Here is a 24023-nt window from a genome sequence, read left to right on the forward strand (position 1 = left end):
TTCCCCGGTTACTTGACGGACTCGAGCACGTGCTGCGCCTCGGCGTCGAGGCCGGTGTGGTACTCGACGGAGTCGCCGGTGATCTGCATGAAGGCCTGCTCGAGCGAGCCGGTCTGCGGGCTCAGCTCGTGCAGCACGATGCGGTTGGCGGCGGCGATCTCGCCGATCTTGTCGCTGTCCATCCCGGACACCACGAGCGCGTTCGCTTCCTCGGTGACCCCGGCGCTGGCGCGCTGCAGGGCGTCCCGGAGCTCGGCCAGCTGCGGAGAACGCACCTTGACCGTGTTTTCGGCCGCGCGAGCGACGAAGTCCTCGGTCGACGACTGCGAAATCAGTTGTCCGCGGCCGATCACCACGAGGTTGCTCGCGGTCAGCGCCATCTCCGAAAGCAGGTGGCTGGACACGAAAACGGTGCGGCCTTCGTCGGCCAGCCGGTGCATGAACTTCCGGATCCACAGGATGCCCTCGGGGTCCAGGCCGTTCACCGGCTCGTCGAACAGCAGCACCTCGGGGTCGCCGAGCAGGGCGGCCGCGATGCCGAGCCGCTGCGACATGCCGAGCGAGAACCCGCCGGCGCGCTTGCCCGCGACGCTGGTCAGGCCGACCGTCTCGAGCACCTCGTCGACGCGGGACGCCGGGATGTGGTTGGACTTCGCCATCCACTGCAGGTGGGCGCGCGCCGAGCGGTTGGGGTGCACCCACTTCGCGTCGAGCAGCGCGCCGACGGTGCGCAGCGGTTCCTTGAGTTCGTGGTACTTCTTGCCCCCGATGGTGACCTGGCCGCCGGTCGGGTTGTCCAGGCCCAGGATCATCCGCATGGTGGTGGACTTGCCGGCCCCGTTCGGACCGAGGAAGCCGGTGACCTGACCCGCGGACACGGAGAACGACAGGTTGTTCACCGCCAGCGTTTTTCCGTACCGTTTGGTGAGGCCGGTTGCCTCGATCATGGCTGCTCCTCTTCCGCCCCTCGCTTACGACGCGTTCATCGTCGCGGGTCGAGGGTGGTTCGCGCGTCACCCTGAAGGCCGAACCGGTCCCCCTACCTGAGTAGTACCTTGCTGGCTTTTCGGCCGATGCGCGATCCGTGATGACCCTGAGTCGACCCTGATTCGCCGTAGTTAATGAACTGTGGTTCAATAACTACGTGGCCCGGCCGAGGAGCATCACCGACGAACGGCTGCTGAGTGCGGCGGAGACCGTGATCGGCCGCTGCGGCCCGGGTTTCACGCTGGCGCAGGTGGCGGCGGAGGCCGGGGTTTCGGTCGGCACGGTCGCGCAGCGGTTCGGCTCCAAGAGCGGCCTGCTGCAGGCGATGAGCCGCCGGGCCACGCGGCGGGCGGTCGAGCAGATGCGGGAGTGCGCCGCGCGGGCGGACGACCCGGTCGACGGCCTGCGCGCGGCGGCGGTGTCGGTCTACGCGGTCCTCGGCGACGCCGAAGAGGCGGCGAACCACCTGGGCCAGCTCGGCGTGGACATCGGCGACCCGGTGCTGCGGTCGCTGCTGGGCGAGCACTTCACGGCGGTCGAGGAAGAACTGCGGCGCCTGGTGCGGGCGGCGGTTTCTTCCTTGCCGCACGCGCCGAGCGTGCCGCGAGCCGCGCGCGCTGTGCTCGGCGTGATCAACGGGGTGTCGATCGACTGGTCGATCCGGCCGCACGGGCGGCTGGCCGACCGGCTGGCGGAGGACGTCGACGCGGTGCTGACCGCGTGGCGGGGACGACGGGAGGAAGCATGAGTTTGCAGGGCAAGGTCGCGGTGGTCACCGGGGCGACGAGGGGCTGCGGCCGGGCGATCGCGGTGGAGCTGGGCCGAGCGGGCGCGACGGTGTACGTCACCGGCCGTACGACCCGCGAAACGCGGTCCCCCATGCAACGCCCGGAAACGATCGAAGAGACGGGCGAACTGGTCGAGGCGGCGGGCGGCAAGGCGGTCGTCGTCCGCTGCGACTTCACCTCGGTGTCCGATGTGGACGCTCTGCGGGCGCGTGTCGAGTCCGAAGCAGCCGGAATCGACATCCTGGTCGACGACGTCTGGGGCGGCGACATGTACTTCCACTTCGACGCGCCGTTCTGGGAGACGCCGCTGGAAGACGCGCTGAAACTGACGCACAACGCGCTCGACACGCACCTGATCGCGCTGCACAAGCTGCTGCCACTGGTGGTCGCCCGTCGCGGCCTGGTGCTGGAGGTGACCGACGGCGACAACGACGACTACGTCGGCGCGGGCCTGCCGTACTACCTGGCCAAGTGCGGCATCCGCGCGCTCGGCCGGGCATTGGGAGTGGAGCTGAAGAAGAACGACTGCGTCGGCCTCGCGGTGACACCGGGCTTCCTCCGGTCGGAGTCGATGCTCGACCACTTCGAGGTCACGGAGGAAAACTGGCGCGACGCGGTCGGCAAGCTCGCCCCGGTCGACTTCAAGATCTCCGAGACGCCGTACCTGCTGGCCCGCGGCGTCGCGGCCCTCGCGCAGGACCCGAAGGTGTCCCGTTTCGCGGGGCAGACGCTGGCGTCCTGGACCCTGATGAAGGAGTACGGCTACACGGACGTCGACGGCGACCGCCCGGACTTCGGCCGCTGGATCACCGAGGTCCGCAACGCCGGCAAGGACCCGGCCACCACCCCACCGGACGCCTTCCGCTGACGCTCAACCGAGGCCGGGGCGGGCGAGGCCGGTTTCGTAGGCCAGCACCACGGCCTGCACCCGGTCCCGCAGCTCCAGCTTCGCCAGGATCCGCCCGACGTGCGTCTTCACCGTCGCCTCCGAGAGGAACAGCGCTTCCGCGATCTCCAGGTTCGACATGCCCTTGGCGATCAGCACCAGCACCTCACGCTCGCGGTCGGTGAGCACGTCCAGCTCGGCCGTGTCCCGCATCGGCGCGCCGCCGGTACCGACGAAGCGGTCGAGCAGCCTGCGGGTCACCGAAGGCGACACCACCGCGTCGCCCGAGGCGACCGCGCGCAGCGCCGACACCAGGTGGTCGGGCTGGGTGTCCTTGAGCAGGAACCCGCTCGCCCCGCCCTGCAGTGCCGCGTACACGTACTCGTCGAGGTCGAACGTCGTCATCACCAGCACGCGCGCGGTGCCGGCGGCGACGATCCGCTTCGTCGCCTCGACGCCGTCGAGCACCGGCATCCGGACGTCCATCAACACGACGTCCGGCCGCAGTCGCGACGCCATTTCGATCGCCTGCGCGCCGTCGCCCGCCTCGCCGACGACGTCGATGTCGGCCTGGGCGCCCAGCACCATCCGGAACCCGACGCGCATCAGTTCCTGGTCGTCGACGACCACCACCTTGATCACTTGTCCAACCTAACCGGCAGGGCCGCGCGGACCTGCCACCCTCCGCCCGGTGCCGGGCCCACGTCCAATGTCCCGCCGTACACGTGCGCGCGTTCGCGCATGCCGATCAAGCCGTTGCCGCCCGGCAGGCGGGGGTCGCGCCGGGCGGCCGGGACCAGCTGCGGGACGTGGCCGGCGCCGTCGTCGGACACCAGCACCTCCACCAGGTCGCCGGTGCGGTGCACCCGCACCGAAGCGGTCGCGCCGCGCCCGGCGTGCTTGAGCGTGTTGGTCAGCGACTCCTGCACGATCCGGTAGATGCCCAGCGAGACGCCGGCCGGCAGGTCGCCGAGCTCGCCGAGCTCCAGCTCCACCGGCACGCCCGCGGTGCGCATCCGGTCGGCCAGCTCGGCGACGGCGTGCGCGTCCGGCTGCGGCACGCGGGGTTCGCCGTCGGCGTCGTCGCTGCGGAGCACGTCGAGCAGGCGCCGCAGCTCGCCGAGGGCGCCGCGGCCGGTCTCGGAAATCGTCTGCAGGGCCCGCTGGGCGAGCTCGGGGTTGCTCCGGATCGCGTAGGACGCGCCGTCGGCCTGCACGACCATGACGCTCACCGCGTGCGCGACGACGTCGTGCAGCTCGCGCGCGATCCGCCCGCGTTCTTCGGCCACCGCGATCCGGGTGGCCTGGTCACGTTCGGTCTCGAGCAGGTGCAACCTGGCCTCCACTTCCACGTCGTAGGCGCGCCGGGCCCCGACGAACTCGCCGAGGGTCCAGCACAGGGCGATGCCGAACGCGAGGAACAGCGCCGAGATGACGGTCTCGTCCGACTGGTCCAGCGCCAGCCCCACGGCCGAGGCGACGACCACCGCGCCGACGTACAGCAGCCCCTGCCGCCGCCCGGCGTAGACGACGACCGAGTAGACGCTCATCGCCAGCCCGGCCACGCTGGCGACGCCGACCACCAGCGTCGCGTGCACGACGCCGATCACCAGCACGCAGTAGGCCGACCACAGCGGCGACCGCCGCCGGAACACCAGCGGCGTGACCATCGCGACGTTCAGCGGCAGGGCGATGTACCAGGGCGCCAGCTCCGGCGCGTCGGACAGGCTGTCCGCGGCGAGCAGCAGCAGGTCGAGCAAGCCGAGCAGGACGGCCAGCACCGTGTCGCCCGCCATGGGGTGGGCACGCATCCAGAGACTCAGCCGTCGCACCACACAACACTAGGTCGCGCGATCGGAACCGCGCGTCGGTCGCCGGTACCACCTTCGGTGCGACCACGGGATGAGGCGCATGGCACGATTCAGGGGTAGTCCGAGAGACGGGGAGGGCTGGGGGCCGTGACGTCACCGGAGCAGGGCCGGCTCGCGGGTCCGCTGTCGATGTCGGTGGCCAACCTGTGTCACCGCCTGCAGCCGCAGGTCTCCGCGCGCACCGCCGCCGGGTTCGCCGAGGTGCTGCGCCGGCTCGGCGCGCCCCTGCAGGTCGCCGTCGCCGGCCGGATCAAGTCGGGCAAGTCCACGCTGGTCAACGCGCTGATCGGGCGCCGGGTCGCGCCGACCGACATCGGTGAGTGCACCCGGCTGGTGACCCGGTTCCAGTACGGCACGGTCGACCGCGTCGAGATCGTCTTCACCGACGGCCGCAAGCAGGTGCTCCCCTTCGCCGCCGACGGCATGATCCCCGCCGAGCTGGGCGTCGACATCGAGCAGGTCTCGCACATCGAGGCGTACCTCACCAACGCCGTCCTCCAGGGCATGACGGTGATCGACACCCCGGGCCTCGGCTCGCTCGATGCCGCTTCGGTGTCCCGCACCGAGCAGCTGCTGGGCGCGGCGAAGCACCGCAAAGAAGAGGACGACGAAGAGGGCTCGGACGAGCTCGACGACACCTCGCGCAACGCCGTCGCCGGCGCGGAGGCCGTGCTGTACGTCGTCACCCAGGGCGTCCGCGCGGACGACCAGCAGGCCCTCGCCGCCTTCACCGCGGCCACGGCGAGCCGCGAGGCGGGTCCGGTCAACGCGATCGCCGTCCTCAACAAGGCCGACACCATCACGCCGGAGTCGGTCGAGGGCTCCGGCGGCGACGTCTGGAAGGCCGCGACGCTGCTCGCCGAGAAGCAGGCGTCGACGTTGAAGCCGCGGGTCGCGGACGTGCTGCCGGTGATCGGCCTGATCGCCGAGTCCGCCGAGTCGGGTGGGTTCACCTCCGCCGACGCCGAGGCCCTGCGGCAGCTCGCCGAGCTCGAGGACGACGTCCTGCAGACCATGCTGATCTCGGCCGACATCTTCACCAGCTGGGAGTGCGACGTCCCGGCGGGCACCCGGCTGCGGCTGCTGGAGAAGCTCGACCTGTTCGGCATCTCGCACGCCGTCGAGGCCATCCGCAAGGAACCGGAGATCACCGCGGGCGCGCTGCGGCGGGCCCTGCTCGACGCGTCCGGCCTGGAAGCCGTCCGGCAGCGGTTGTCGATCGTGTTCGCCGCCCGCGCCGACGGCATCAAGGCGGCCGCGGCACTGGCCTCGGTGACCGCGCTCGCGCACGCTTCGGCCGACCCGGCGGAGCGCCAGCGCGTCCACGACGCCATCGAGGTGCTGCTCGCCAAGCCCGAGGCCCACCAGCTGCGGCTGCTCGAAGCGCTGACGCTGGTCGCCTCCGGCGCGGTCGACATGCCCGAAGACCTCGCCGAAGAGGTGCTGCGGGTCGGCAGCAACGCCGACATCGGCGCCCAGCTCGGCAAGCCCGGCGCCCCGCGGCCGGAGCTGGCCGCGCACGCGCTCGAACGCGCGGGCTGGTGGCGGTCCTTCGCCTCCTTCGGGGCCACGCCGGCGCAGAGCCGCGTCGCGCACGTCGTCCACCGGGCGTACTTCCTGATCTGGCAACAGGTCCGCGAAGCGTGAGTTTGTTTCTGCTTGCCGACTTGGCCTGAACACGGCATTCTCCCGCGTACTGTTGAGTCGTGCGCCTAGAAAACACGACATCCTGGCGAGCCGGCTGGAGCAGCGAGAACGAGGTCGACGTCGCGCTGTACATCCGTGACGCCCTGGCGCTGTCCGTTTCCGAGGGACAGGTGCTGCCGCCGGTGGAGCCGCAGGTCCCGGTGCACGTCCCACCCGGGGTCGACCGGGCGGCCGTCCAGGCGCAGTGGGCCGACTGGTGGGTCGACCTGCTGGCCTTCCTCCGCAACCGCGAAGACCCGGACCCGCGCAGCGCCCGCGCCCGCTACGGCCGGACGGCGCTCGCCCCGGGCTCGGCGATGCGCCAGGCGGTCGACTTCTTCGCCGCGGACGCGGCCCGCCACTTCGCCAACGCGCGCGGTCCCGCCCTGCGCGGCGCGCACGAGCCGCCGGGTGGCACGCCGTGGGCGCCCGGCTTCTACCGCCGCCAGATCGTCGCCGGCGAGCGGCTCGGCCAGCTGGTCCGCGAGGCCGAAGTTCGTCAGGGCCGCCGCGCGTACCCCTTCCGGCTGAACGTCATCGAGATTTCGGTTGCCGGCTCGATCTGGCTGCGCACGGCCGAAGACCAGCTGCTCGTCTCGTCCCGCCTCGCCGAAGACGGCCCGGGCCTGGAAGTGGTCCTCCGCGAGGTGATCGGCGAGCTCGTCTGACCCCCGGCTTTCATAAACCGAGTACGCGGTCTAATAATAGGCGGCATGGAGACGATCGTCGACGAGCCGTCGTGGCTGCGCACCGGGTCCTGGATCGGCTGCCCGCTCATCGGTGGCGCGCTCGGCGTGGGGGTCTGGGCCACCGCGGCCTGGGTCAGCAGCCTGCCCGCCTTCCCGTTCCAGGGCGTGTTCAAGGTGCTCACGAAGCTGCCGCAGCCGTGGGCGACACTGGCCGCGGTCGCCGGCGGGCTCGTGCTCGGCCTGCTGTTCGCCGCGATCTGGGCGCACGAACGGCTCGTCGTCACGGTGTCGCCGACCCGCGTCACGCTGGTCCGCGGCGACAAGACCCGGCGCATCGAGGCCGACCTCGAAGCCGTCTACCTCGACGGCAAGGAACTCGTCCTCCGCACCACCGACGGCCGCGAGATCGCCCGCGAGAAAACCGACCTCAAGAGTCACGAGCTGGCACCCGCCTTCGCCGAGCACGGCTACCCCTGGCATGCCGAGCCACCGGTCGAGCGATGAGGACCGTCGACCCGGCCAAGCACGCGGCCAAGCGCCACGCGATCGTCGACGCCGCCGCCGGCTGCTTCGCCGAGAAGGGCTTCGAACGGACGACGACGGCGGACATCTGCCGGGCGGCGGGCATCAGCTCCGGCAGCCTCTTCCACTACTTCCCCAGCAAGCGCGCGGTTTTCACGGCGATCTTCACCGACGACGCCGCCGAGACGGCCGAACGCCTCGAAACCGCGGCGAAGACGGACGACCCGCTGGCGGCGCTGCTCGACGTCGTCACCGAGCTGGCCGGCCAGGTCGCGCACCCGGCCGTCGTCCGGCTCGTGCTGGAGGCCGCCGCCCAGGCCGCCCGCGACGACGAGTTCGCCGAGCTGATCCAGCGCAACGACCGGGCGATGCGGGACGGCCTGACCGTCCTGGTCGCCCGCGCCGACGCGGCCGGGCAGATCGACCCCGGCGTCGCCCCGCGCGCGGTCGCCGGCTGGCTCGTCGGCCTGATCGACGCGATGATTTCGCGGGCCAGTCTCGACCCCGACCTCGATCTGGCCGCCGAACAGGCGATCCTCCGGACGATCCTGATCAGGTTCCTTCGCCCGGTTTCGCCCCCGGATCGCACCTGAGTCCGTCAAACTGTGGCCATGGCGTGGTTTCGCAAGGAGGGAACCGACGGCGGCTCGTCCGCGTCGGACACCGATGTGCACCCCTTGCAGCAGGTCACCGACCTGGAACGGGCTCTCGCGGACCGCCAGGCGCTGATCCAGATGTGCCTGTACGCCCTGGACCGCGCCCGCAGCGGCGGCGTCGTCGAACGGCTTGAGGAGGGGCTCGCCGCGATCGGCGTCCAAGCCCTGCGGCCCGACGGCGAGCGGTTCGACCCGGCCCGCCACGAAGCAGGCGGCGCGGTCCCGACCGAAGACCCCGCGCTCGACGGCATCGTCGCGGAAACCGAGGTCACCGGCTTCGCCGACCACGACCGCCTCCTGCGTGCCCCGATCGTCACCGTCTACGCGAAGAAGAACACGTGAGCGCACCCACCGCGCCGAGCCTGCCCGCGCAGGTCGCCGCGACCCGAGACCAGCTGCTGACCGTCGTCCGCGAAGCCGATCCGGACGCCGCCAAGTGGGTCGAGGACATCCGGAAGGCCCGGCCGAAGAAGCCGGCCGTCGTGGTCGTCGGCGAGACGAACCGTGGCAAGAGCTCGCTGGTCAACGCGCTGATCGCGCGGCCGGGCCTGTCCCCGGTGGACGCCGACGTCGCCACCGCGACCTACCTGGTGTTCGACCACGCGGACACCTGGGGCGCGCACGCCTGCTACCCCGGCCAGCTCGCCCCGGTGCCGATCGACCTCGGCCAGCTGATCAACTGGGTCTCCGCGGCGCACGAGCTGCCGCCGGGCCAGCTCCCGCCGCGGTACGTCGAGGTCACCGGGCCGGTGCCGCTGCTCGAACGGCTTTCGCTGGTCGACACGCCGGGCGTCGGCGGGCTCGACTCGATGCACGGCGAGCTCGCCAAGGAGGCCGCCGCGGGTGCCACGGCGCTGCTGTTCGTCGTCGACGCGTCGGCGCCGTTCACCTCCACCGAGCTGCAGTTCCTGCGCGACGTCGGCGAGCGCGTCGAGACCGTGGTGTTCGCGCTGACCAAGGTGGACATGTTCCGCGGCTGGCGCGAGGTCATGGAGGCCGACCGGCAGCTGCTGCGCGACCACGCGCCCCGCTTCGCCGACGCGGTGTTCCACCCGGTGTCGGCGCGGATGTTCGAGACCGCGGCGAAGGCGCCCAACGAGCAGATGGCCGCGATGCTGCGCGAGAAGTCCGGGGTCGCGGCGATCCAGACGGCGCTGCAGGAGCTGCTCGTCGGCCGGTCGGCGATGCTCGGCGAGGCGAACACGCTGCGCGCGCTGTCCAGCGCGCTGGGCGAGCTGAAGGCCAAGCTGCAGGCCGAGAGCCGGGCGCTGTCCGCCGGCGAGGCCGAAGCCGAGCAGCTGCGCGAACGCCGTGACCAGCTGCAGGCCGAACGCCGCAGCTCCACCCGCGGCTGGCAGCTGAAGCTGCGCGGCGAGGTGCAGCGCACCCGCGTCGAGGTCGGCCACGAGTCCAGCAGGCAGATGCGCGACGCGCAGACCCACTTCCGCCAGCTGATCGACGCGGCCAAGCGCGAGGAGCTGGCCGCGCTGCCCCAGCAGGTCGACATCGCGCTGCAGACGACGTCGCAGCGGATCTCGATGCTGCTCTCGCAGCGCCTGAACCAGGTCACCAACGTCTCGCTGTCGGAGCTGTTCTCGCCCGAAGAGCTCGACGTCATCCGCGCGCAGTTCGCCAGGGCGGGCGGCCCGCCGGTGGTGCTGCGCCCGCCGGACAAGAAGCCGCCGACGGCCGAGGACAAGCTGCTCGTCTTCATGGGCATCTCCGGCGGGGTCGGCGCGGGCAAGGTCGCCGCGCTGCCGCTGGCCGGCGTCGCGATCCTCAACCCGGTCGTGCTGCCCGCGACGATCATCATCGGCCTCGGCGCCGGCTGGTGGATGGCCCGCACGCGCAAGCACGCGGCCGACAAGCAGCACATGAAGCAGTGGCTGGTGGAGGCCATCGCGGACGCCCGCTCGACGCTCGACCAGCTCGTCGCCGAGCAGCTCATCGAGGCCGAGCAGCAGCTGTCGATGGCGCTGGACGAAGCGCTCGGCCGCCGCATCGACGCCATCGAGGCGGAGATGAAGGAAGTCGACAAGACGATCAAGATGGGCGCGCAGGAGCGGGCCAAGAAGATCGCCGTCGTCTCGAAGCGGCTCAAGGAGGTCAGCGACGGCCGCGAGCGCGCCGAGGCCTTCCTGAGCCGGATCCGGGCACTCCGGGACAAAACGGCCTGATCACCGGTCCGGTTGTGGATCGGAACCGAACGGGCCTACGGTGAGTCATACCCTCAGACAGCAGGTCGGAGCGTTTCGAAGGGGGAAGTCCCATGTGGGTCGACGAGAGCGGCGGCAGCGACACCGACGCGAGCAGCTCGGACGCGATGACCGTCCACGTCGACGGCCAGGAGTACCAGGCCGAGGTCAACTACGACGTGAACGAAGACGGGGTGAACGACACCGCGATCATCGAGCACGAAGACGGCTCGGCCCAGGCCTTCATCGACACGAACCACGACGGCGAGGCCGACCACTACGCGGTGCTGGACGAAAACGGGAAGGTCGTCGAGCAGGCCGTCTACGACGAGGCCAGCGGCCAGTGGGTCCAGGACGGCTCGAGTGGCGGTCACGACGACTCCGGCACCGGCCGGGACGACAGCTCCGGCGGCCACATCCACGCCGACCTGCCGGACGGCGAGGTCGACGCCGGGGTCGCGACCGTCGACACCGACCACGACGGTCACAACGACACCGCCATCGTCGAGACGAAGAGCGGCGGCACCATCGCCTTCACCGACAAGGACGGCGACGGCGAAGCGGACATCGCGGTGCAGACCGAGGCCGACGGCACGACCACGACGTTCGAACACTCCGGCCCCGGCCAGTGGACCGAGGTCTCCAGTGGACTGATGAACGCGGGGACCGAAGGCGACCCGGCCGCCGACGCCGCCTGGGGCGAGGCCGGCACGCAGACGCTGGAAGGCGTCGCGCGCATCGACTCCGGCACGGGACAGTGGATTTCGCCGAACTGAGCGTAACCCACGTCACAGTTTGAAAGCCCGGGACGCGCGTCCCGGGCTTTCTTCATGTCTTCAATGAAAACGAGCAGGTCACGGCTGTGAGCCGGGCCACCGGAAGATTTTCAGCGAATACACCGATCAAGTGACATCTGAATCGATTCCCTTATCGTTCTTGTGAGAGAACCTACACGTCAGCTCTCGGTTACTTGCCAGTCATGCGGCTACTCTCGGGGAATCCCAAAACATCCACACCGGTTCGCCAGCCGGTGTGCGAAGCCATTCGGTCGCCGGCAACGAGGCCCGCGTCGGAACACTGACGTTCCGAGGCGGGCTCATTTGTCGTCGGAAGTCAGGAGTAGAGATGACCGCAGTCGCCATCCCCGGACTGGACACCGCGCCGACGACGCACACTGGCGTGCTGTCCTTCGTCCGGGAGGTCGCCGAGCTGACCACCCCGGACCGCGTGGTGTGGGTCGACGGGTCTGACGAAGAAGCCGCCCGCATCAACCAGGAGTTGGTCGAGGCGGGCACGTTCGTGCAGCTCAAGTCGAAGCCGAACTCCTTCTGGGCCACTTCCGACCCCAACGACGTCGCCCGCGTGGAAGACCGGACCTTCATCTGTTCGGAGCGTCCGGAGGACGCCGGCCCGACCAACAACTGGATGGACCCGGCCGAGATGAAGGCCACCATGACCGAGCTGTTCCGCGGCTCGATGCGTGGCCGCACGATGTACGTCATCCCGTTCTGCATGGGCCCGCTCGGCGACGACAATCCCAAGCTGGGTATCGAAATCACGGATTTCGCCTACGTCGTCGCTTCGATGCGCGTGATGACCCGCGCGGGCAAGGCGGCACTCGAGAAGTTCATTGCCCCGGACGGCAGCGAGCGCGAATTCGTGCCCGCGCTGCACTCGGTCGGCAAGCCGCTCGAACCGGGCGAGAAGGACGTTTCCTGGCCCTGCAACGAAACGAAGTACATTTCGCACTTCCCCGAGGAGCGCGCGATCTGGAGCTACGGCTCGGGTTACGGCGGCAACTCCTTGCTGGGCAAGAAGTGCTACTCGCTGCGCATCGCTTCGGTGATGGCGCGTGACGAGGGCTGGCTCGCCGAGCACATGCTGATCCTCAAGCTGATCTCGCCCGAGAACAAGGTCCACTACGTCGCGGCCGCGTTCCCGAGCGCCTGCGGCAAGACCAACCTCGCCATGCTGCAGCCGACCATCCCGGGCTGGCGCGCCGAGACCCTGGGCGACGACATCGCCTGGATGCGCTTCGGCGAAGACGGCCGCCTGTACGCGGTCAACCCCGAGTTCGGCTTCTTCGGCGTCGCGCCGGGCACCGACTGGCACACCAACCCGAACGCCATGCGCACGATCGAGCAGGGCAACACGGTCTTCACGAACGTCGCCCTGACCGACGACGGCGACATCTGGTGGGAGGGCATGGAGAACAAGCCCGCGCACGCCACCTCCTGGAAGCACCAGGACTGGACGCCGGACTCGGACGAGAAGGCCGCCCACCCGAACTCGCGCTACTGCACGCCGATGTCGCAGTGCCCGATCCTGGCGCCGGAGTGGGACGACCCGAAGGGCGTGCCGATCTCGGCGATCCTGTTCGGCGGCCGCCGCAAGACGACGGTCCCGCTGGTGAACGAGGCCCGCGACTGGCAGCACGGCGTGTTCATGGGTGCCACCATGTCGTCGGAGACCACCGCTGCCGCGGCCGGCGCGGTCGGCAACGTCCGCCGCGACCCGATGGCCATGCTGCCGTTCCTCGGCTACCACGCCGGTGACTACTTCAAGCACTGGCTGAACCTGGGCAAGAACGCCGACGCGAACAAGCTGCCGAAGATCTTCTACGTCAACTGGTTCCGCCGCGGCGACGACGGCCGGTTCCTGTGGCCGGGCTTCGGCGAGAACTCGCGGATCCTCAAGTGGGTCATCGAGCGCGTCGAGGGCAAGGGCAACGCGGTCGAGACGCCGGTCGGCTTCGTGCCGCGCGCGGAGGACCTCGACACCGAGGGCCTGACCGAGCCGATCGAGGACATCCAGGCCGCCCTGGAGGTCAAGCCCGAGGAGTGGCGCGAGGAGCTGCCGCTGATCGAGGAGTGGTTCGAGAAGATCGGCGACAAGGTCCCGACGTCGCTGCGTGACGAGCTCGACGCGCTGGCCCAGCGCCTCGCCTGAGCTTTCTGACGAAGAAGGGGACGTCCTGCGGGACGTCCCCTTCTTCGTTTTCCCGGTAACTTCGCGGCCATGAGACCGTTCCGCTTCGGCGTGGCGTTGTACGTGCCCGGCTCACGGGCCGAGTGGGTGGCGAAGTGCCGCGCGGCCGAGGACCTCGGCTACGACGTCGTCGGCGTGGTCGACCACCTCGGCCGGGTCGCGCCGGTGCCCGCCCTGCTCGTCGCCGCCGAGGCCACCGAGCGGATCCGGCTGAACACCTACGTCCTCAACGCGAGCTTCCACAACCCGGTGGTCCTGGCTCGCGACCTCGCCGCGCTCGACGAGTTCACCGGCGGCCGGGTGGAGATCGGGATCGGCGCCGGGTACGTCCGCGCGGAGTTCGAAGCCGCCGGGATCGACTGGGGCACGCCCGGCGACCGGTTCCGGCGGCTCGCCGCCGCGGTCACCGAGGTCGAGCGCGCGTTCGATGGCCGCCCGCGGCCGCCGCTGCTGCTCGGCGGCCGCGGCGACCGGATGCTGACCTTCGCCGCCGCGCACGCCGACACCATCGCCCTCACCGGCACCGCGCCCGGCGCGGCCGAGGGGCGGCTGGCCCTGGCCGGTCCCGCCGCGCTGGCCGAGCGCGCGGGCTTCGTCAAGAAGGTGCTCGACGGCCGGGAGGCCGAGCTGAACCTGATGGTCCACTTCGTCCGGATCACCGACGACCGGCGGGCGGCACTGGAGACGGCTCACCAGCTCGTGCCGCACCTCGGCGTCGAAGAGCTCGGCGAGCTGGCCACGGTGCTCGCCGGCTCGGCCGAAGCGGTCGCCGAGCAGCTGCTGCGCACCCGCGAAACCCTCGGCGTCAGCTACTTCACCGTGCTCGAAGACGATCTGGCCACCCTCGCGCCGGTGATCGAAAAGCTCCGGTGAGTACCTTGGTCGGCATGACTGGGGATTTCCGCTTCGGTGTCAACATGGTCGTGCCGGACAGCCGCGCCGCCTGGGTCGAGAAGTGCCGCAAGGTCGAGGACCTCGGCTACGACGTCCTGTCGGCGGCCGACCACCTCGGCATGGCGCCGCCGTTCCCGGCGCTGGTGCTCGCCGGCGAGGCCACCTCGCGCGTCAAGCTGAACACCTTCGTGCTGAACTCGGCGTTCTACAACCCGACGCTCCTGGCTCGGGAGGTCACGGGCACCGACCAGTTCACCGACGGCCGGCTGGAGCTGGGTCTCGGTGCTGGGTACGTCCAGGCCGAGTTCGAAGCCGCCGGGATGCCGTTCCCGTCGGCGGGCGAGCGCGTCGACCACCTCGAGCGGACCATCACCGAGCTCAAGCGGCTGTACGCCGATCCGGAGCACAAGCCCGCGCCGACGCGTCCCGAAGGGCCGCCGTTGCTCATCGGCGGCCGCGGCGATCGCGTGCTGAGCCTCGCCGTCGAGCACGCCGACACCATCGGCTTCACCGGCGGGGTGAGCGCGGAGCAGGTCGACGAGCGCGTCGCGTTCGTCCGCGCGAAGCTCGGCGCCCGCGAGTCCGAGGTGGAGTTCAACCTGCTCTGCCAGTTCATCACCATCACCGACGACCGCGCGGCGGGGCTGGCCGCCCTCGCCGAGCGCCTGCAAGGCCGCTTGACGGTCGAACAGCTCAGCGAGCTGCCGACGGCCTTCGTCGGCACGCCGGCGCAGATCGCCGACCAGATCCGGGGCCACCGGGAGCGGTTCGGCTTCACCTACTTCACCCTCCTGGAGATGCATCTGGAGGAATTCGCACCAGTCCTCGAACACCTCCGATGATCGACGCGAAGGGGCTCGGCGTCCGGGCCGGCGAGCTGTGGTTGTTCGACGACCTGGACTTCTCCGTCGAACCCGGCGAGTGCGCCGCGATCGTCGGGCCGAACGGAGTCGGCAAGTCGACCCTGATGCGCTGCTTCTACGGCATGCAGAAGCCACAGCGCGGCCGCGTGCTGATCGACGGCAAGGTGCCGGACGAACGGGACGTCGAGTTCCGCCGCAAGGTGTCGGTGCTGTTCGACGACTCCGACTTCTTCGCGGAGCTGACGCCGCTGCAGCACCTCGAGCTGCTGTCCGGCTCGTTCGGCGCCGACCTCGGCGACCACGAGGAGCTGTTGCGCGACGCGGGCCTCGGCGAACGCATGCGCGTGACGTCCGGGCACTTCTCCGCGGGCCAGCGCCGTCGCCTGCTCCTGCTCGGCGTCACGGCCCGGCCGCACCGGGTGCTCCTGCTCGACGAGCCGGAACGCGCGCTGGACACCGCGGGCAAGGAGTGGCTGGTCGAGGTGATCGCCCGGTCGACGGCGGCCGGCGCGGCGGTCGTGGTGGCCACCCACCACCCGCCGCTGCTGGAGGCCGCGGACAGCGTGCTCGAGCTGTGGTGACGCTGACTCCGCGGCGGATGCGGATCCCCGGGCGCAAGCGGTTCGGCGGGATCTTCAGCGGCGACACCGCCACCTTCGTCTTCCTGTTCGGCTTCGGGTTCCTGTTCACCGCGTTCTTCCACGTCGACAGCTGGCGGCCGGCGCTCTACGGATCCTCCATTGTGGACTTCCCAGCCGTGCTCGGCCTGCTGACGCTCTGCTGCGCGGTGGGCTGGCGCGGCCTGCTGCGCCGCGGCTTCGCGTGGGTCGAACCGGCGGAGCTGACCTGGCTCGACTTCGCCCCGGTGGACCGCGGCCGCGTCGTCACGCTGCGGCTGCTCGGCGCGTGGACCGGCGTGGTCGCGGTGACTGGCTACCTGGCCGCGCTGCTGCTCGCCGTCGGCGGCGCCGGGCTGGAGCAGTGGCGGGCCGCGGTCGCGATCGTCGTCGCGACCGGGGTGGCGGCCTTCGCTTCGGCCCGGCGGACGTCGCTGCGCCTCGACGCGCTCGGCCCGCTGGTGCTCGCGGTCGTCGGCCTCGGGATCGCCGCGCTCGGCCTCGGCCCGGCGGTGGTCCAGGTCGTCGCGGTCGGGGTCCTGGTCGCGGCGCTGCCGCTGGCCGTCGGCGGCGAACCGGTGTCACGCGCGGGCCGGGCGGCGCTGCTCGCCGGGTGGGACAGCCGGGTGCTGCGCTCGGTCGCCGTCACCTTCCTCGACCCGATGATGCTGCTGCCGCCGTCCGCGCCCACCGGCGGGCTTTCGCTGCGCCGCCCGACGCCGTTGCGGCTGGCCTGGGCGGGCACGCTCGGCCGCTCGCGGTACGCGGGCGCGGCGATGCTGGTCGGTCTCGCGGTCGTCGTCGCGCACATCGCGCTGCCGACCGTGCCGGGCGCGGTCCTGATCGGCATCGGCGGGTACGTCGCGCTGCTGCCGTTCGGCGGCGGCCTCGGCGAGCTCTGGCGCAACCCGGGGCGCCGGCGGTGGCTGGGCTCGGCGAATCGCGACCTCGTGCTGGCCCACGGCCTGGTGCTCGCCGGAGTGGGTCTCGCCTGGTTGACAGTGCTCGTCGCGGTCACCCTCGCGGGTGGGACGTCGTTCGCCGCGACCGCCTGGCTCGCCGTGCCGCTGTCGGTCCTCTCGATCCTGCGCACGGTCACCCGCACCGCCGTTGACTACGCGAATCCCGGTTTCGTCGACACCCCGATGGGCCCGATGCCCGCCAACCTCACCCGGCAGCTGTTCCGCGGTCTCGATCTCCAGGTCATCGGCATCGTGGTGCTCGCCGCCGCCGTTTGACCTACTCTCGTTGCGACGAAGGGAGCAGCCAGTGGGAGGCGGGCACGCACCGGGCGTCGGGCGCAGGGCGACCAGCGAGTTCCCGGCCGGCTGGACCGACGAGCAGATCATCTCCGTGGTCAAGGACGTCGCGAACGACCCCAGCGAGGCCCGGCGGCAGCAGCGCAACGGCCGGTGGCGCTGCGCCGGCGAGCGGTTCAACGTGCACCTGATCGTGCTGGTCGAGGACAACGGGCACGTCCACACGGCGTACCCGGTGGCCGGGCCGGGCGTGATCCGCAACCCCGACACCGCGCGCGACCCGGCGAACCCGACGGTCGCCGACCTCAAGGGCAACCGGATCAGCTTCTTCGCCGACAGCGTCCTGACGATGATCGGCAACCGCCTCTCCCCGGCGGACTACACGCACTACCGGACCCTGCTCTGGGCCGGCGAGTGGGAGGAGCTGGCCGACGTGCTGGCCGCCCACGCCTACCGCGTCGGCTTCGGCTTTTCCGCCGACGAGTTCTCGGACTTCGAGAAGCTGCTCAACAGCTACGACCTGCCGGTCCCGGGCTGCGCGTTCCTCAACGACCGCGAGCACATCCTCAAGCACCTGCGGCCGGTCTAGTGTCGCGCGGCTGAGGTTCGTCGACGGCGACCCGACTCAAGCGCCCCAATGTGGCCTTCGGTGCGTTCAACGCACCCAATGTGGCCTTCGGTGCGTTGAGCGCAACCAAGGCCACATTGGGGCGCTCGGGGAGCCAGCACCGGCGTCCAGCCCGCCATCGCGACGGGGACGCCGCTCTCCCAGAACGTGAACTCCTTGCCGGCAAAGTTCGAGGCGGCCCCGGCGGTCAGCTCGCCTGGGAGAGCGGTGGTGACGCGGCGGGTGTGACGGCCGCGCGGAGTTCGTCGAGCGGCAGGCCGACGGCGTCGGCGATGGCCGCGACCGTGAAGAACGCCGGCGTCGGGATGCGGCCGGTCTCGATCTTCCGGAGCGTCTCGACGGAGATGCCGGCCTCGGCGGCGACGTCGACCATGCTCCGGCCGGCCCGCGCTTCCCGCAGCGCCTGGCCGAGCCGTTCGCCCCGTTCGCGCTCTTCATCCGTAAGCGGTACGCGCACCATGGGAGGGATTCTAATACCAGACGAGTTGTCCACTGCCTGTGGACAACTCTGTGCACAGGTGTGGAAAAGGCCCCGCCGAACCGAAGTTCGGCGGGGCCCCACCACATCTAGTGCCTTCAGGCGCCCGCGGGCACCGGAAGTGGCATGCCGGGCAGGCTCTGGTCGTTCGGCACCACGCCGTCGACGAGGTAGGCCTCCACGACCTTGTCCACACCCGCGTTGCCGCCGGCGTAGATGCCGTGGTCACCCTCACCGGTGACCGTCAGCATCCGCGAACCCGCGAACGCCTTGTGCGCGCGCTGCGCACCCTCGAGCGGCGTCGCCGGGTCGTGCACCGACTGGACGATCAGCACCGGCGGGACACCCTTGCCGTCCAGCACGGGGAGCGGGGCCGGCGGCTTCTTCCAGAACAGGCACGGCTGGATGAACCAGCCCGCACCCAGGAGCGGCAGCTGCTTGTCGATCAGCTTCTGCGAGTCCCGGATGGCGCTGTTGGGCGAGCCGGTCCACGGACCCTCGTTGCACGGGATGGTCCAGAAGCTGGCGTCGTAGGAGTCGCCGTCGGCCGGCACCATCAGCGGCTGCGGGCCGTAGGTGACGGTGCTCTTGTCGCCGGCCTTGACCTTCTGCGCGGCCGAGGCCTTGGCCTGCGCCGAAGCGGTGCCCTGGGTCAGCGTGCGGACGCTGACCAGGTAGTCGGCCAGGCCGGGGAAAGCGCGCTTCGAGTAGATGTTCGACGCGATGAACGAGTCCAGGCCGTTGGCCGAGACGGTCGAGCCGTCGGGCAGGGTGACCGCGCCCTGGGTCAGGGCGTAGCGGACCTGCTCGTAGGTCTGGCGGGCGGCCTCGCCGGTGGTGCCGAAGTGGTAGAGCTTGTCGTACTTCGCCATCCACGGGAGGAAGTCCGAGCGCCAGCGGCGCTCGAAGCCGAGCGGCTGCCAGTCGAACGACTTCTGCCAGGTCGTGGTGAACTCGGTGGCCGAGTCGAGGACGAACCGGCCGGTGCGCGTCGGGTAGGCCTGCGCGTAGTGCGAGCCCATCCAGGTGCCCGCCGAGTAGCCAACCCAGTTGATCTTGTCGCGACCGAGCAGCACGCGCAGCAGGTCGATGTCCTTGACCGTCTGGTCGGTGTTGATCAGCGGGCCCAGCTCGCCGGACTTCTGCTGGCAGGACAGCGCCGCGTACTTCGTCGCCTGCAGGATGAGGTTGAGGTTGCCGCGGTCGCGGTCACGCGGGTCCAGGTCCGAGCCGGTCCCGATCGCGCCGCCGCAGGTGATGTTGGTGCTCTTGCCGGTGCCGCGCGGGTCGAAGCCGACGATCTCCTGGTGCTCGCGCAGCTTCGTCTGGTTGCGCAGGCGGGCCGGGAAGTTGCGGCCGGGCGCGCCCGGGCCACCGGGGTTGGTGACGACGCTGGCGGTGGCGTCCGACTTCGCCTTCAGCCGGCTGACCGCGATGGTGAGGTCGATCTGGGCGTTGGCCTGGTACCAGTTGCGCGGGGTCTTGTAGGTCGCGCACTCCATGTCCTCGGCGCCCGCGGGCGGGGCCGTCGGCAGCTCGGAGGGGACAGCGCACTTGTGCCAGTCGAGCTTCTGGTTCGCGTACTGAGCCGGGATGTTCGTGGAGTTCAGCGGCTGCTTACCGGCCGCGACCTCCTGACCTGCGAACGCAGGAGTGAACCCGGCCAGCAGGGTGCCGGCAATCGCCGGGATCACCACCGCGTAGCGGAGTCGTGTCATACGGTTGCCCCTTTTGGGTTTTGCGCGTGCGGAGTCGGGCTATTGATATAGGGCCCATGGGGACGAAGCAACCGACGTTGGTTGGCATCGCGGATCGTGGCGATCAAATCGATACCGGACAAGCGTGACTCGCTGTCACGGAGGTCTTAAGGTCAGGCAGTCGGTTACGGGAGTGTTAGGTGAGGTCGATGTCGACTGTGAAGCACGACGGAAAGGTGCGCGGGTTTCAGTTCAGCCCGTGGAACCTGCTCCTGATCGTCCCGCTGCTGGTCCTGGTCACGCCACTGTTCAACATGGACGGTCCGCGGCTGTTCGGGATGCCGTTCTTCTACTGGTTCCAGTTCCTCATGGTGGGCGTCGGGGTGTTGAGCACCTGGGTCGTCTACATGATGACGCGGGACAAGCCGACCGTTGACGCGCCGGACAAGCTGAGCGTCGAGGACCTGGACGAGGGGGACGCTCGATGAGCAACCTGCAGTGGCCCGAGCTGATCATCTTCACGATCTTGTTCGCCCTGGTCACCGTGCTCGGCTTCATGGCGTCGCGCTGGCAGCGCGGCAGCACGCTCGACCACCTGGACGAATGGGGCCTCGGCGGCCGCAAGTTCGGCTCGTGGATCACCTGGTTCCTGCTCGGCGGCGACCTCTACACGGCGTACACGTTCGTCGCGGTGCCCGCGCTGGTGTTCAGCGCCGGCGCGCTCGGCCTCTACGCGCTGCCCTACACGATCGTGGTCTACCCGATCGTGCTGCTCCCGGCGCTGCGGATGTGGTCGGTTTCGCGGGTGCGCGGCTACGTCACCCCGGCCGACTTCGTGCGCGGCCGCTTCGGCTCGCCGATCCTCGCGCTGCTGGTCGCGATCACCGGCATCGTCGCGACCATGCCGTACATCGCGCTGCAGCTGGTCGGCCTCGAAGCCGTGCTGCGGACGATGGGCATCAACGGCTCGGGCATCGTCGGGCACCTGCCGCTGCTGGTCGCCTTCATCATCCTGGCCTTCTACACCTACCAGTCCGGCCTGCGGGCGCCCGCGCTGATCGCGTTCGTCAAGGACATCCTGATCTACCTGGTGATCCTGGTGGCGATCATCTACCTGCCCTCGAAGCTGGGCGGCTGGTCGCACATCTTCGACACCGCGGTGGCGAAGTTCGACAAGACGCCGTCGAAGGCCGACGGCATCCTGCTGACCGCCAACAACCAGCTGCAGTACGCGACCCTGGCGCTGGGTTCGGCGCTCGCGCTGTTCCTCTACCCGCACTCGCTGACCAGCGTGCTGGCCTCGCGCGGGCGCAGCGTCATCAAGCGGAACATGGTCGCGCTGCCGGCGTACTCGCTGGTGCTCGGCCTGCTGGCCCTGCTCGGGTACGTCGCGATCACGGCGGGTGTCAAGCCGCTGACGAACGCGGCGACCGGCTCGGCCGACGGCAACACGATCGTCCCGGTGCTGTTCGAGAACCAGTTCGCCTCGTGGTTCGCGGGCATCGCGTTCGCCGCGATCGGCATCGGCGCCCTGGTCCCGGCCGCGATCATGTCGATCGCCGCGGCCAACCTGTGGACGCGCAACATCTACAAGGAGTACCTCCGCAAGAACGCAACGCCGCAGGAAGAGGCGAAGCAGGCGAAGCTCGCTTCGCTGGTCGTGAAGCTCGGCGCGGTCGCGGTGATCATCCTGATCGACCCGCAGTTCTCGATCGACCTGCAGCTCATCGGCGGCGTGCTGATCCTGCAGACGCTGCCGGCCGTGGCACTGGCGCTGTACACGCGCTGGTTCCACCGCTGGGGCCTGATCGCGGGCTGGGTCGTCGGCATCGGCTGGGGCCTGATCATGCTGTACGGCATCCCCAACCCGGCCAACGGCAAGCTGCACTTCGGCGGCTCGGCGCTGTCGCTGGGCAACCTGTCGCTGTTCGGCTGGCACCCGTTCGCGGGGTCCCCGGTCCAGATCTACGTCGGTTTCGTGGCCCTGATCGGCAACCTGGTGGTCGCGGCCATCGTCACGGTGATCGCGCGGAAGATGAAGGTGTTCAACGGCACCGACGACACCGAGCCCGAGGACTACCACGCCGACGAGCACGACAAGGACCTGCGCCCGATCGGCGTCCACTGAGTCCGTTAAGTCCGTTAAGTCCATTGAGGACGGATGGCCGCCCGTGAGACGAGGTAGAGCACCACGCCGTTGAGCAGGTGCCAGAGGAAGTGCGTGCCGACCGGGACGTAGTCGCATACGTCCCGGTCGAGCGCACGCAGGCTCAGCGAGAGCGCGAAGATCGCCCCGGCCACGAGGTAGTGCGTCCAGGCGGCGTCGCGCTTGACGGCCGTCACGGCGGCGAAGACCCCCAGGCTGATGAGTGCGCCGAGGTAAAGCCCGCCACCCAGCAAAGCCGTGACGACGGTGAGCGCGAGAAACGCCGGCGCGGCAACCCACCTCCAGCGCCCGCGCGCGAACAACACGGCGTACACCAGCATGAACCCGAGGATCGCCACCGAGTCCGCGACGGCGGCCCACCGCGTCGCAAGCAGGTGGAAGACGGTGCCCGCGACGAAGACGAGCCCGATCAGCGCGGCGAGCAAACGCCCGGTCCGGTCCCCGTTGGCCAGCCGCCACACGAGAACCGCGGCAACGAGGAAGGCCAGGTTGCTGAGATCGTTGAGCGGCTCACCCCAGAGCCCGGGCGCGACGCGTTCGCAGTACCCGTCGACGTAGTCCGTCACACCGCCAGCCAACCACGTCTAGCGTGAAGCTGTGACAACCGTGGCTTCGCCCCGGCCGGGGCTCCGCCACCCGGACCCCCGAAGGCGTGTAATGAGCGACGTGAGCCGATTCCCGATCACGGAACTGGAAGACCTGCCCGAAGACCTGCGCGAGCGGATCGGCGTGATCGCGGAGAAGTCCGGGTTCGTGCCGAACATCTTCCGCGCGCTCGGCCACCGCCCCGCCGAGCTGCGCGCCTTCCTCGACTACCACGACGCCCTGATGGAACGCACCGACGGACTCACCAAGGCCGAGCGCGAGCTGGTCGTCGTCGCGACCTCCGGTGCCAACCACTGCACCTACTGCGTCGTCGCCCACGGCGCGATCCTGCGCATCCGCGCCAAGGACCCCGAGCTGGCCGACCGCGTGTCGAGCAATCCGTGGCAGGTCGAACTGGACCAGCGCGGCCGCGCGATCGTCGACCTGGCGCTGGCGCTCGCCCAGGACTCGGCTCTGTTCGGCGAAGGCGACCTTGAAGCCGCGCGCAACGCCGGCCTCACCGAAGACGAGATCTGGGACGTCGGCGCGATCACGGCGTTGTTCGCGATGTCGAACCGGCTCGCCCACCTGACGGCCCTCCGGCCCAACCCCGAGTTCTTCCTGCTCGGCCGGACGCCCCGCTAGAACTCCAGGCGCCAGGTCTCGTCGGTCAGCTTCGGTCCCCAGTCGTCGAAGTCATGTTCGCCGACGAGCCGGAACCCGGCGGCGCGGTAGATCGAACGCGCGGCGCCGAGGACGGAGACCGTCGACAGCTCCATCGCGCGGTAGCCGTGCGCCCTGGCGAACTCGACGCACTCGGTGACCAGCCGCTTGCCCACGCCGTGGCCCCGCGCCGACGGCTCGAGCAGCAGCAGCCGCAGCTTCGCGGTGTCCGCGTCCGGCCCGCGGCCGCAGCCGATGCCGCCCACCCGTTCGCCGTCGAGTTCGGCGATCCAGAACGCCTGCCGCGGGTCGTCGTGGGCGGCCAGGAAGTCCGCGGCGATCCGGGCGACGAGCGCCTCGAACCGGGCGTCGAAGCCGTACTCGCGGGCGTAGAGCGCGCCGTGCCGTTCCACCACCCAACCGAGGTCACCCGGTCGTGGCGGCCGCAGCACGAGGGCCGGGTCGCGGCGGCGGTCGCCGACCAGGTCGCCGATCGTGCGCATCGCGGCGAGCAGGCGCTGCTGGTCCTTGTCGGCGAAGCGGCGCAGCAGCCCGCCGATCCGGTCGGCGGACCGGCGGTTCAGCACGGCGAAGGCATCCCGGCCCGCGGCGGTCGGCCGCACGAGCTGGCGGCGGGCGTCCTCCTCGGATCGTTCGCGCACGATCAGCCCGCGGGACTCGAGGCGCGCCAGCAGTCTGCTGGCGTAGCCGGCGTCGAGGTCGAGGCGTTTCCGCAGGTCCGTGACCGGCATGGGGTCCTGGTGGGCGAGCTCGAAGAGCACCCGGGCTTCCGGCAGGGAGTACTCGGCGTCCGCCGGCCCTTCGTCGAGCACGCCGATGACCGCGGTGTAGAGCCGGTTGAAGGAGCGGACCGCGGCCACGCGTTCGTCGTTCATTGACCACC

The 24023-nt window shown here is 70.4% G+C and carries 25 protein-coding genes; 18 read left to right on the forward strand and 7 right to left on the reverse strand.

Annotation, left to right across the window (positions count from 1 at the left end; all coding sequences use genetic code 11):
* Nucleotides 1-8: 8 nt before the first annotated feature.
* Entirely contained in the window at nucleotides 9-947 is a 939-nt protein-coding gene (locus I4Q55_RS02430; RefSeq protein WP_206784327.1) for an ABC transporter ATP-binding protein, read from the reverse strand.
* A 197-nt stretch (nucleotides 948-1144) separates the two neighbouring features.
* On the opposite strand from I4Q55_RS02430, the gene I4Q55_RS02435 reads away from it, so the two are divergent.
* Together I4Q55_RS02435 and I4Q55_RS02440 are read left to right on the forward strand one after the other, a co-directional pair.
* Nucleotides 1145-1735 (forward strand): TetR/AcrR family transcriptional regulator, encoded by a 591-nt coding sequence (locus I4Q55_RS02435; protein WP_206784328.1) that lies wholly within the window; start codon nucleotides 1145-1147, stop codon nucleotides 1733-1735.
* Nucleotides 1732-2643, forward strand: coding sequence for an SDR family NAD(P)-dependent oxidoreductase (locus I4Q55_RS02440; protein ID WP_206784329.1), 912 nt, complete (start codon nucleotides 1732-1734; stop codon nucleotides 2641-2643). The genes I4Q55_RS02435 and I4Q55_RS02440 overlap by 4 nt, the downstream gene beginning before the upstream one ends.
* 3 nt (nucleotides 2644-2646) lie before the next feature.
* Here I4Q55_RS02440 and I4Q55_RS02445 read toward each other — a convergent pair whose 3' ends face one another.
* Together I4Q55_RS02445 and I4Q55_RS02450 are read right to left on the reverse strand one after the other, a co-directional pair.
* A complete protein-coding gene (locus tag I4Q55_RS02445; RefSeq protein ID WP_206784330.1) occupies nucleotides 2647-3303 on the reverse strand; it encodes a response regulator transcription factor in 657 nt (218 codons plus the stop codon).
* The gene (locus I4Q55_RS02450; RefSeq protein WP_206784546.1) at nucleotides 3300-4457 is read right to left on the reverse strand and encodes a sensor histidine kinase; all 1158 of its coding nucleotides are present in this window, start codon (nucleotides 4455-4457) and stop codon (nucleotides 3300-3302) included. Before I4Q55_RS02450 ends, I4Q55_RS02445 begins: the two co-directional genes overlap by 4 nt.
* A 204-nt stretch (nucleotides 4458-4661) precedes the next feature.
* On the opposite strand from I4Q55_RS02450, the gene I4Q55_RS02455 reads away from it, so the two are divergent.
* The 13 genes from I4Q55_RS02455 (at nucleotide 4662) to I4Q55_RS02515 (ending at nucleotide 17490) form a co-directional block, all read left to right on the forward strand.
* Nucleotides 4662-6179 carry a dynamin family protein gene (locus I4Q55_RS02455; protein ID WP_206784547.1) on the forward strand — a complete coding sequence of 506 codons (1518 nt, stop codon included), beginning with the start codon at nucleotides 4662-4664 and terminating at the stop codon, nucleotides 6177-6179.
* 59 nt (nucleotides 6180-6238) lie between these two features.
* A complete protein-coding gene (locus tag I4Q55_RS02460) occupies nucleotides 6239-6886 on the forward strand; it encodes a hypothetical protein (protein ID WP_206784331.1) in 648 nt (215 codons plus the stop codon).
* A 45-nt stretch (nucleotides 6887-6931) separates the two neighbouring features.
* Nucleotides 6932-7411 carry a hypothetical protein gene (locus tag I4Q55_RS02465; RefSeq protein ID WP_206784332.1) on the forward strand — a complete coding sequence of 160 codons (480 nt, stop codon included), beginning with the start codon at nucleotides 6932-6934 and terminating at the stop codon, nucleotides 7409-7411.
* A complete protein-coding gene (locus I4Q55_RS02470; RefSeq protein WP_206784333.1) occupies nucleotides 7408-8022 on the forward strand; it encodes a TetR/AcrR family transcriptional regulator in 615 nt (204 codons plus the stop codon). Before I4Q55_RS02465 ends, I4Q55_RS02470 begins: the two co-directional genes overlap by 4 nt.
* 18 nt (nucleotides 8023-8040) lie before the next feature.
* Nucleotides 8041-8427, forward strand: a complete 387-nt coding sequence (locus I4Q55_RS02475; protein ID WP_206784334.1) for a nucleotide exchange factor GrpE — start codon at nucleotides 8041-8043, stop codon at nucleotides 8425-8427.
* Nucleotides 8424-10262 carry a dynamin family protein gene (locus I4Q55_RS02480; RefSeq protein ID WP_206784335.1) on the forward strand — a complete coding sequence of 613 codons (1839 nt, stop codon included), beginning with the start codon at nucleotides 8424-8426 and terminating at the stop codon, nucleotides 10260-10262. The genes I4Q55_RS02475 and I4Q55_RS02480 overlap by 4 nt, the downstream gene beginning before the upstream one ends.
* Nucleotides 10263-10354: 92 nt before the next feature.
* Entirely contained in the window at nucleotides 10355-11056 is a 702-nt protein-coding gene (locus tag I4Q55_RS02485) for a hypothetical protein (protein ID WP_206784336.1), read from the forward strand.
* A gap of 349 nt (nucleotides 11057-11405) precedes the next feature.
* A complete protein-coding gene (locus I4Q55_RS02490) occupies nucleotides 11406-13229 on the forward strand; it encodes a phosphoenolpyruvate carboxykinase (GTP) (protein ID WP_206784337.1) in 1824 nt (607 codons plus the stop codon).
* Nucleotides 13230-13298: 69 nt separating this feature from the next.
* Nucleotides 13299-14141, forward strand: a complete 843-nt coding sequence (locus I4Q55_RS02495; RefSeq protein WP_206784338.1) for a TIGR03621 family F420-dependent LLM class oxidoreductase — start codon at nucleotides 13299-13301, stop codon at nucleotides 14139-14141.
* Nucleotides 14142-14155: 14 nt separating this feature from the next.
* Nucleotides 14156-15004, forward strand: a complete 849-nt coding sequence (locus I4Q55_RS02500; protein ID WP_206784339.1) for an LLM class F420-dependent oxidoreductase — start codon at nucleotides 14156-14158, stop codon at nucleotides 15002-15004.
* Nucleotides 15001-15606, forward strand: coding sequence for an ABC transporter ATP-binding protein (locus I4Q55_RS02505; protein ID WP_206784340.1), 606 nt, complete (start codon nucleotides 15001-15003; stop codon nucleotides 15604-15606). Before I4Q55_RS02500 ends, I4Q55_RS02505 begins: the two co-directional genes overlap by 4 nt.
* Entirely contained in the window at nucleotides 15600-16880 is a 1281-nt protein-coding gene (locus I4Q55_RS02510; protein ID WP_206784341.1) for a hypothetical protein, read from the forward strand. The genes I4Q55_RS02505 and I4Q55_RS02510 overlap by 7 nt, the downstream gene beginning before the upstream one ends.
* A 31-nt stretch (nucleotides 16881-16911) precedes the next feature.
* Nucleotides 16912-17490, forward strand: coding sequence for an EndoU domain-containing protein (locus tag I4Q55_RS02515; RefSeq protein WP_206784342.1), 579 nt, complete (start codon nucleotides 16912-16914; stop codon nucleotides 17488-17490).
* A 226-nt stretch (nucleotides 17491-17716) separates the two neighbouring features.
* Here I4Q55_RS02515 and I4Q55_RS02520 read toward each other — a convergent pair whose 3' ends face one another.
* Together I4Q55_RS02520 and I4Q55_RS02525 are read right to left on the reverse strand one after the other, a co-directional pair.
* A complete protein-coding gene (locus tag I4Q55_RS02520; RefSeq protein WP_206784343.1) occupies nucleotides 17717-17989 on the reverse strand; it encodes a helix-turn-helix domain-containing protein in 273 nt (90 codons plus the stop codon).
* Nucleotides 17990-18105: 116 nt separating this feature from the next.
* Nucleotides 18106-19725, reverse strand: a complete 1620-nt coding sequence (locus tag I4Q55_RS02525) for an alpha/beta hydrolase (RefSeq protein WP_206784344.1) — start codon at nucleotides 19723-19725, stop codon at nucleotides 18106-18108.
* Nucleotides 19726-19913: 188 nt separating this feature from the next.
* Here I4Q55_RS02525 and I4Q55_RS02530 point away from each other — a divergent pair, with 188 nt between their 5' ends.
* Together I4Q55_RS02530 and mctP are read left to right on the forward strand one after the other, a co-directional pair.
* Entirely contained in the window at nucleotides 19914-20192 is a 279-nt protein-coding gene (locus I4Q55_RS02530; protein ID WP_206784345.1) for a DUF3311 domain-containing protein, read from the forward strand.
* The gene (mctP, locus tag I4Q55_RS02535) at nucleotides 20189-21832 is read left to right on the forward strand and encodes a monocarboxylate uptake permease MctP (protein WP_206784346.1); all 1644 of its coding nucleotides are present in this window, start codon (nucleotides 20189-20191) and stop codon (nucleotides 21830-21832) included. The genes I4Q55_RS02530 and mctP overlap by 4 nt, the downstream gene beginning before the upstream one ends.
* A gap of 14 nt (nucleotides 21833-21846) precedes the next feature.
* Here mctP and I4Q55_RS02540 read toward each other — a convergent pair whose 3' ends face one another.
* Nucleotides 21847-22437 carry a hypothetical protein gene (locus I4Q55_RS02540; RefSeq protein ID WP_206784347.1) on the reverse strand — a complete coding sequence of 197 codons (591 nt, stop codon included), beginning with the start codon at nucleotides 22435-22437 and terminating at the stop codon, nucleotides 21847-21849.
* Between the two features lie 91 nt (nucleotides 22438-22528).
* On the opposite strand from I4Q55_RS02540, the gene I4Q55_RS02545 reads away from it, so the two are divergent.
* Complete coding sequence (locus I4Q55_RS02545; RefSeq protein WP_206784348.1) at nucleotides 22529-23101, forward strand: peroxidase-related enzyme; 573 nt, start codon at nucleotides 22529-22531, stop codon at nucleotides 23099-23101.
* Here the strand turns inward: I4Q55_RS02545 and I4Q55_RS02550 are convergent.
* The gene (locus I4Q55_RS02550; RefSeq protein ID WP_206784349.1) at nucleotides 23098-24015 is read right to left on the reverse strand and encodes a bifunctional helix-turn-helix transcriptional regulator/GNAT family N-acetyltransferase; all 918 of its coding nucleotides are present in this window, start codon (nucleotides 24013-24015) and stop codon (nucleotides 23098-23100) included. The two genes, I4Q55_RS02545 and I4Q55_RS02550, sit on opposite strands and share 4 nt — an antisense overlap.
* Nucleotides 24016-24023 lie beyond the last annotated feature (8 nt).

This window comes from Amycolatopsis sp. MtRt-6, from assembly GCF_017308975.1.
Taxonomy (GTDB): domain Bacteria; phylum Actinomycetota; class Actinomycetes; order Mycobacteriales; family Pseudonocardiaceae; genus Amycolatopsis.

Bases quoted from the DNA above. Each gene is read 5' to 3' on its own strand.
- I4Q55_RS02430 (WP_206784327.1), bottom strand. From the start codon at position 947: ATGATCGAGGCAACCGGCCTCACCAAACGGTACGGAAAAACGCTGGCG.
- I4Q55_RS02440 (WP_206784329.1), top strand. From the start codon at position 1,732: ATGAGTTTGCAGGGCAAGGTCGCGGTGGTCACCGGGGCGACGAGGGGC.
- I4Q55_RS02450 (WP_206784546.1), bottom strand. From the start codon at position 4,457: ATGGCGGGCGACACGGTGCTGGCCGTCCTGCTCGGCTTGCTCGACCTG.
- I4Q55_RS02455 (WP_206784547.1), top strand. From the start codon at position 4,662: ATGTCGGTGGCCAACCTGTGTCACCGCCTGCAGCCGCAGGTCTCCGCG.
- I4Q55_RS02465 (WP_206784332.1), top strand. From the start codon at position 6,932: ATGGAGACGATCGTCGACGAGCCGTCGTGGCTGCGCACCGGGTCCTGG.
- I4Q55_RS02470 (WP_206784333.1), top strand. From the start codon at position 7,408: ATGAGGACCGTCGACCCGGCCAAGCACGCGGCCAAGCGCCACGCGATC.
- I4Q55_RS02475 (WP_206784334.1), top strand. From the start codon at position 8,041: ATGGCGTGGTTTCGCAAGGAGGGAACCGACGGCGGCTCGTCCGCGTCG.
- I4Q55_RS02485 (WP_206784336.1), top strand. From the start codon at position 10,355: ATGTGGGTCGACGAGAGCGGCGGCAGCGACACCGACGCGAGCAGCTCG.
- I4Q55_RS02490 (WP_206784337.1), top strand. From the start codon at position 11,406: ATGACCGCAGTCGCCATCCCCGGACTGGACACCGCGCCGACGACGCAC.
- I4Q55_RS02495 (WP_206784338.1), top strand. From the start codon at position 13,299: ATGAGACCGTTCCGCTTCGGCGTGGCGTTGTACGTGCCCGGCTCACGG.
- I4Q55_RS02500 (WP_206784339.1), top strand. From the start codon at position 14,156: ATGACTGGGGATTTCCGCTTCGGTGTCAACATGGTCGTGCCGGACAGC.
- I4Q55_RS02505 (WP_206784340.1), top strand. From the start codon at position 15,001: ATGATCGACGCGAAGGGGCTCGGCGTCCGGGCCGGCGAGCTGTGGTTG.
- I4Q55_RS02520 (WP_206784343.1), bottom strand. From the start codon at position 17,989: ATGGTGCGCGTACCGCTTACGGATGAAGAGCGCGAACGGGGCGAACGG.
- I4Q55_RS02525 (WP_206784344.1), bottom strand. From the start codon at position 19,725: ATGACACGACTCCGCTACGCGGTGGTGATCCCGGCGATTGCCGGCACC.
- I4Q55_RS02530 (WP_206784345.1), top strand. From the start codon at position 19,914: ATGTCGACTGTGAAGCACGACGGAAAGGTGCGCGGGTTTCAGTTCAGC.
- mctP (WP_206784346.1), top strand. From the start codon at position 20,189: ATGAGCAACCTGCAGTGGCCCGAGCTGATCATCTTCACGATCTTGTTC.
- I4Q55_RS02545 (WP_206784348.1), top strand. From the start codon at position 22,529: ATGAGCGACGTGAGCCGATTCCCGATCACGGAACTGGAAGACCTGCCC.
- I4Q55_RS02550 (WP_206784349.1), bottom strand. From the start codon at position 24,015: ATGAACGACGAACGCGTGGCCGCGGTCCGCTCCTTCAACCGGCTCTAC.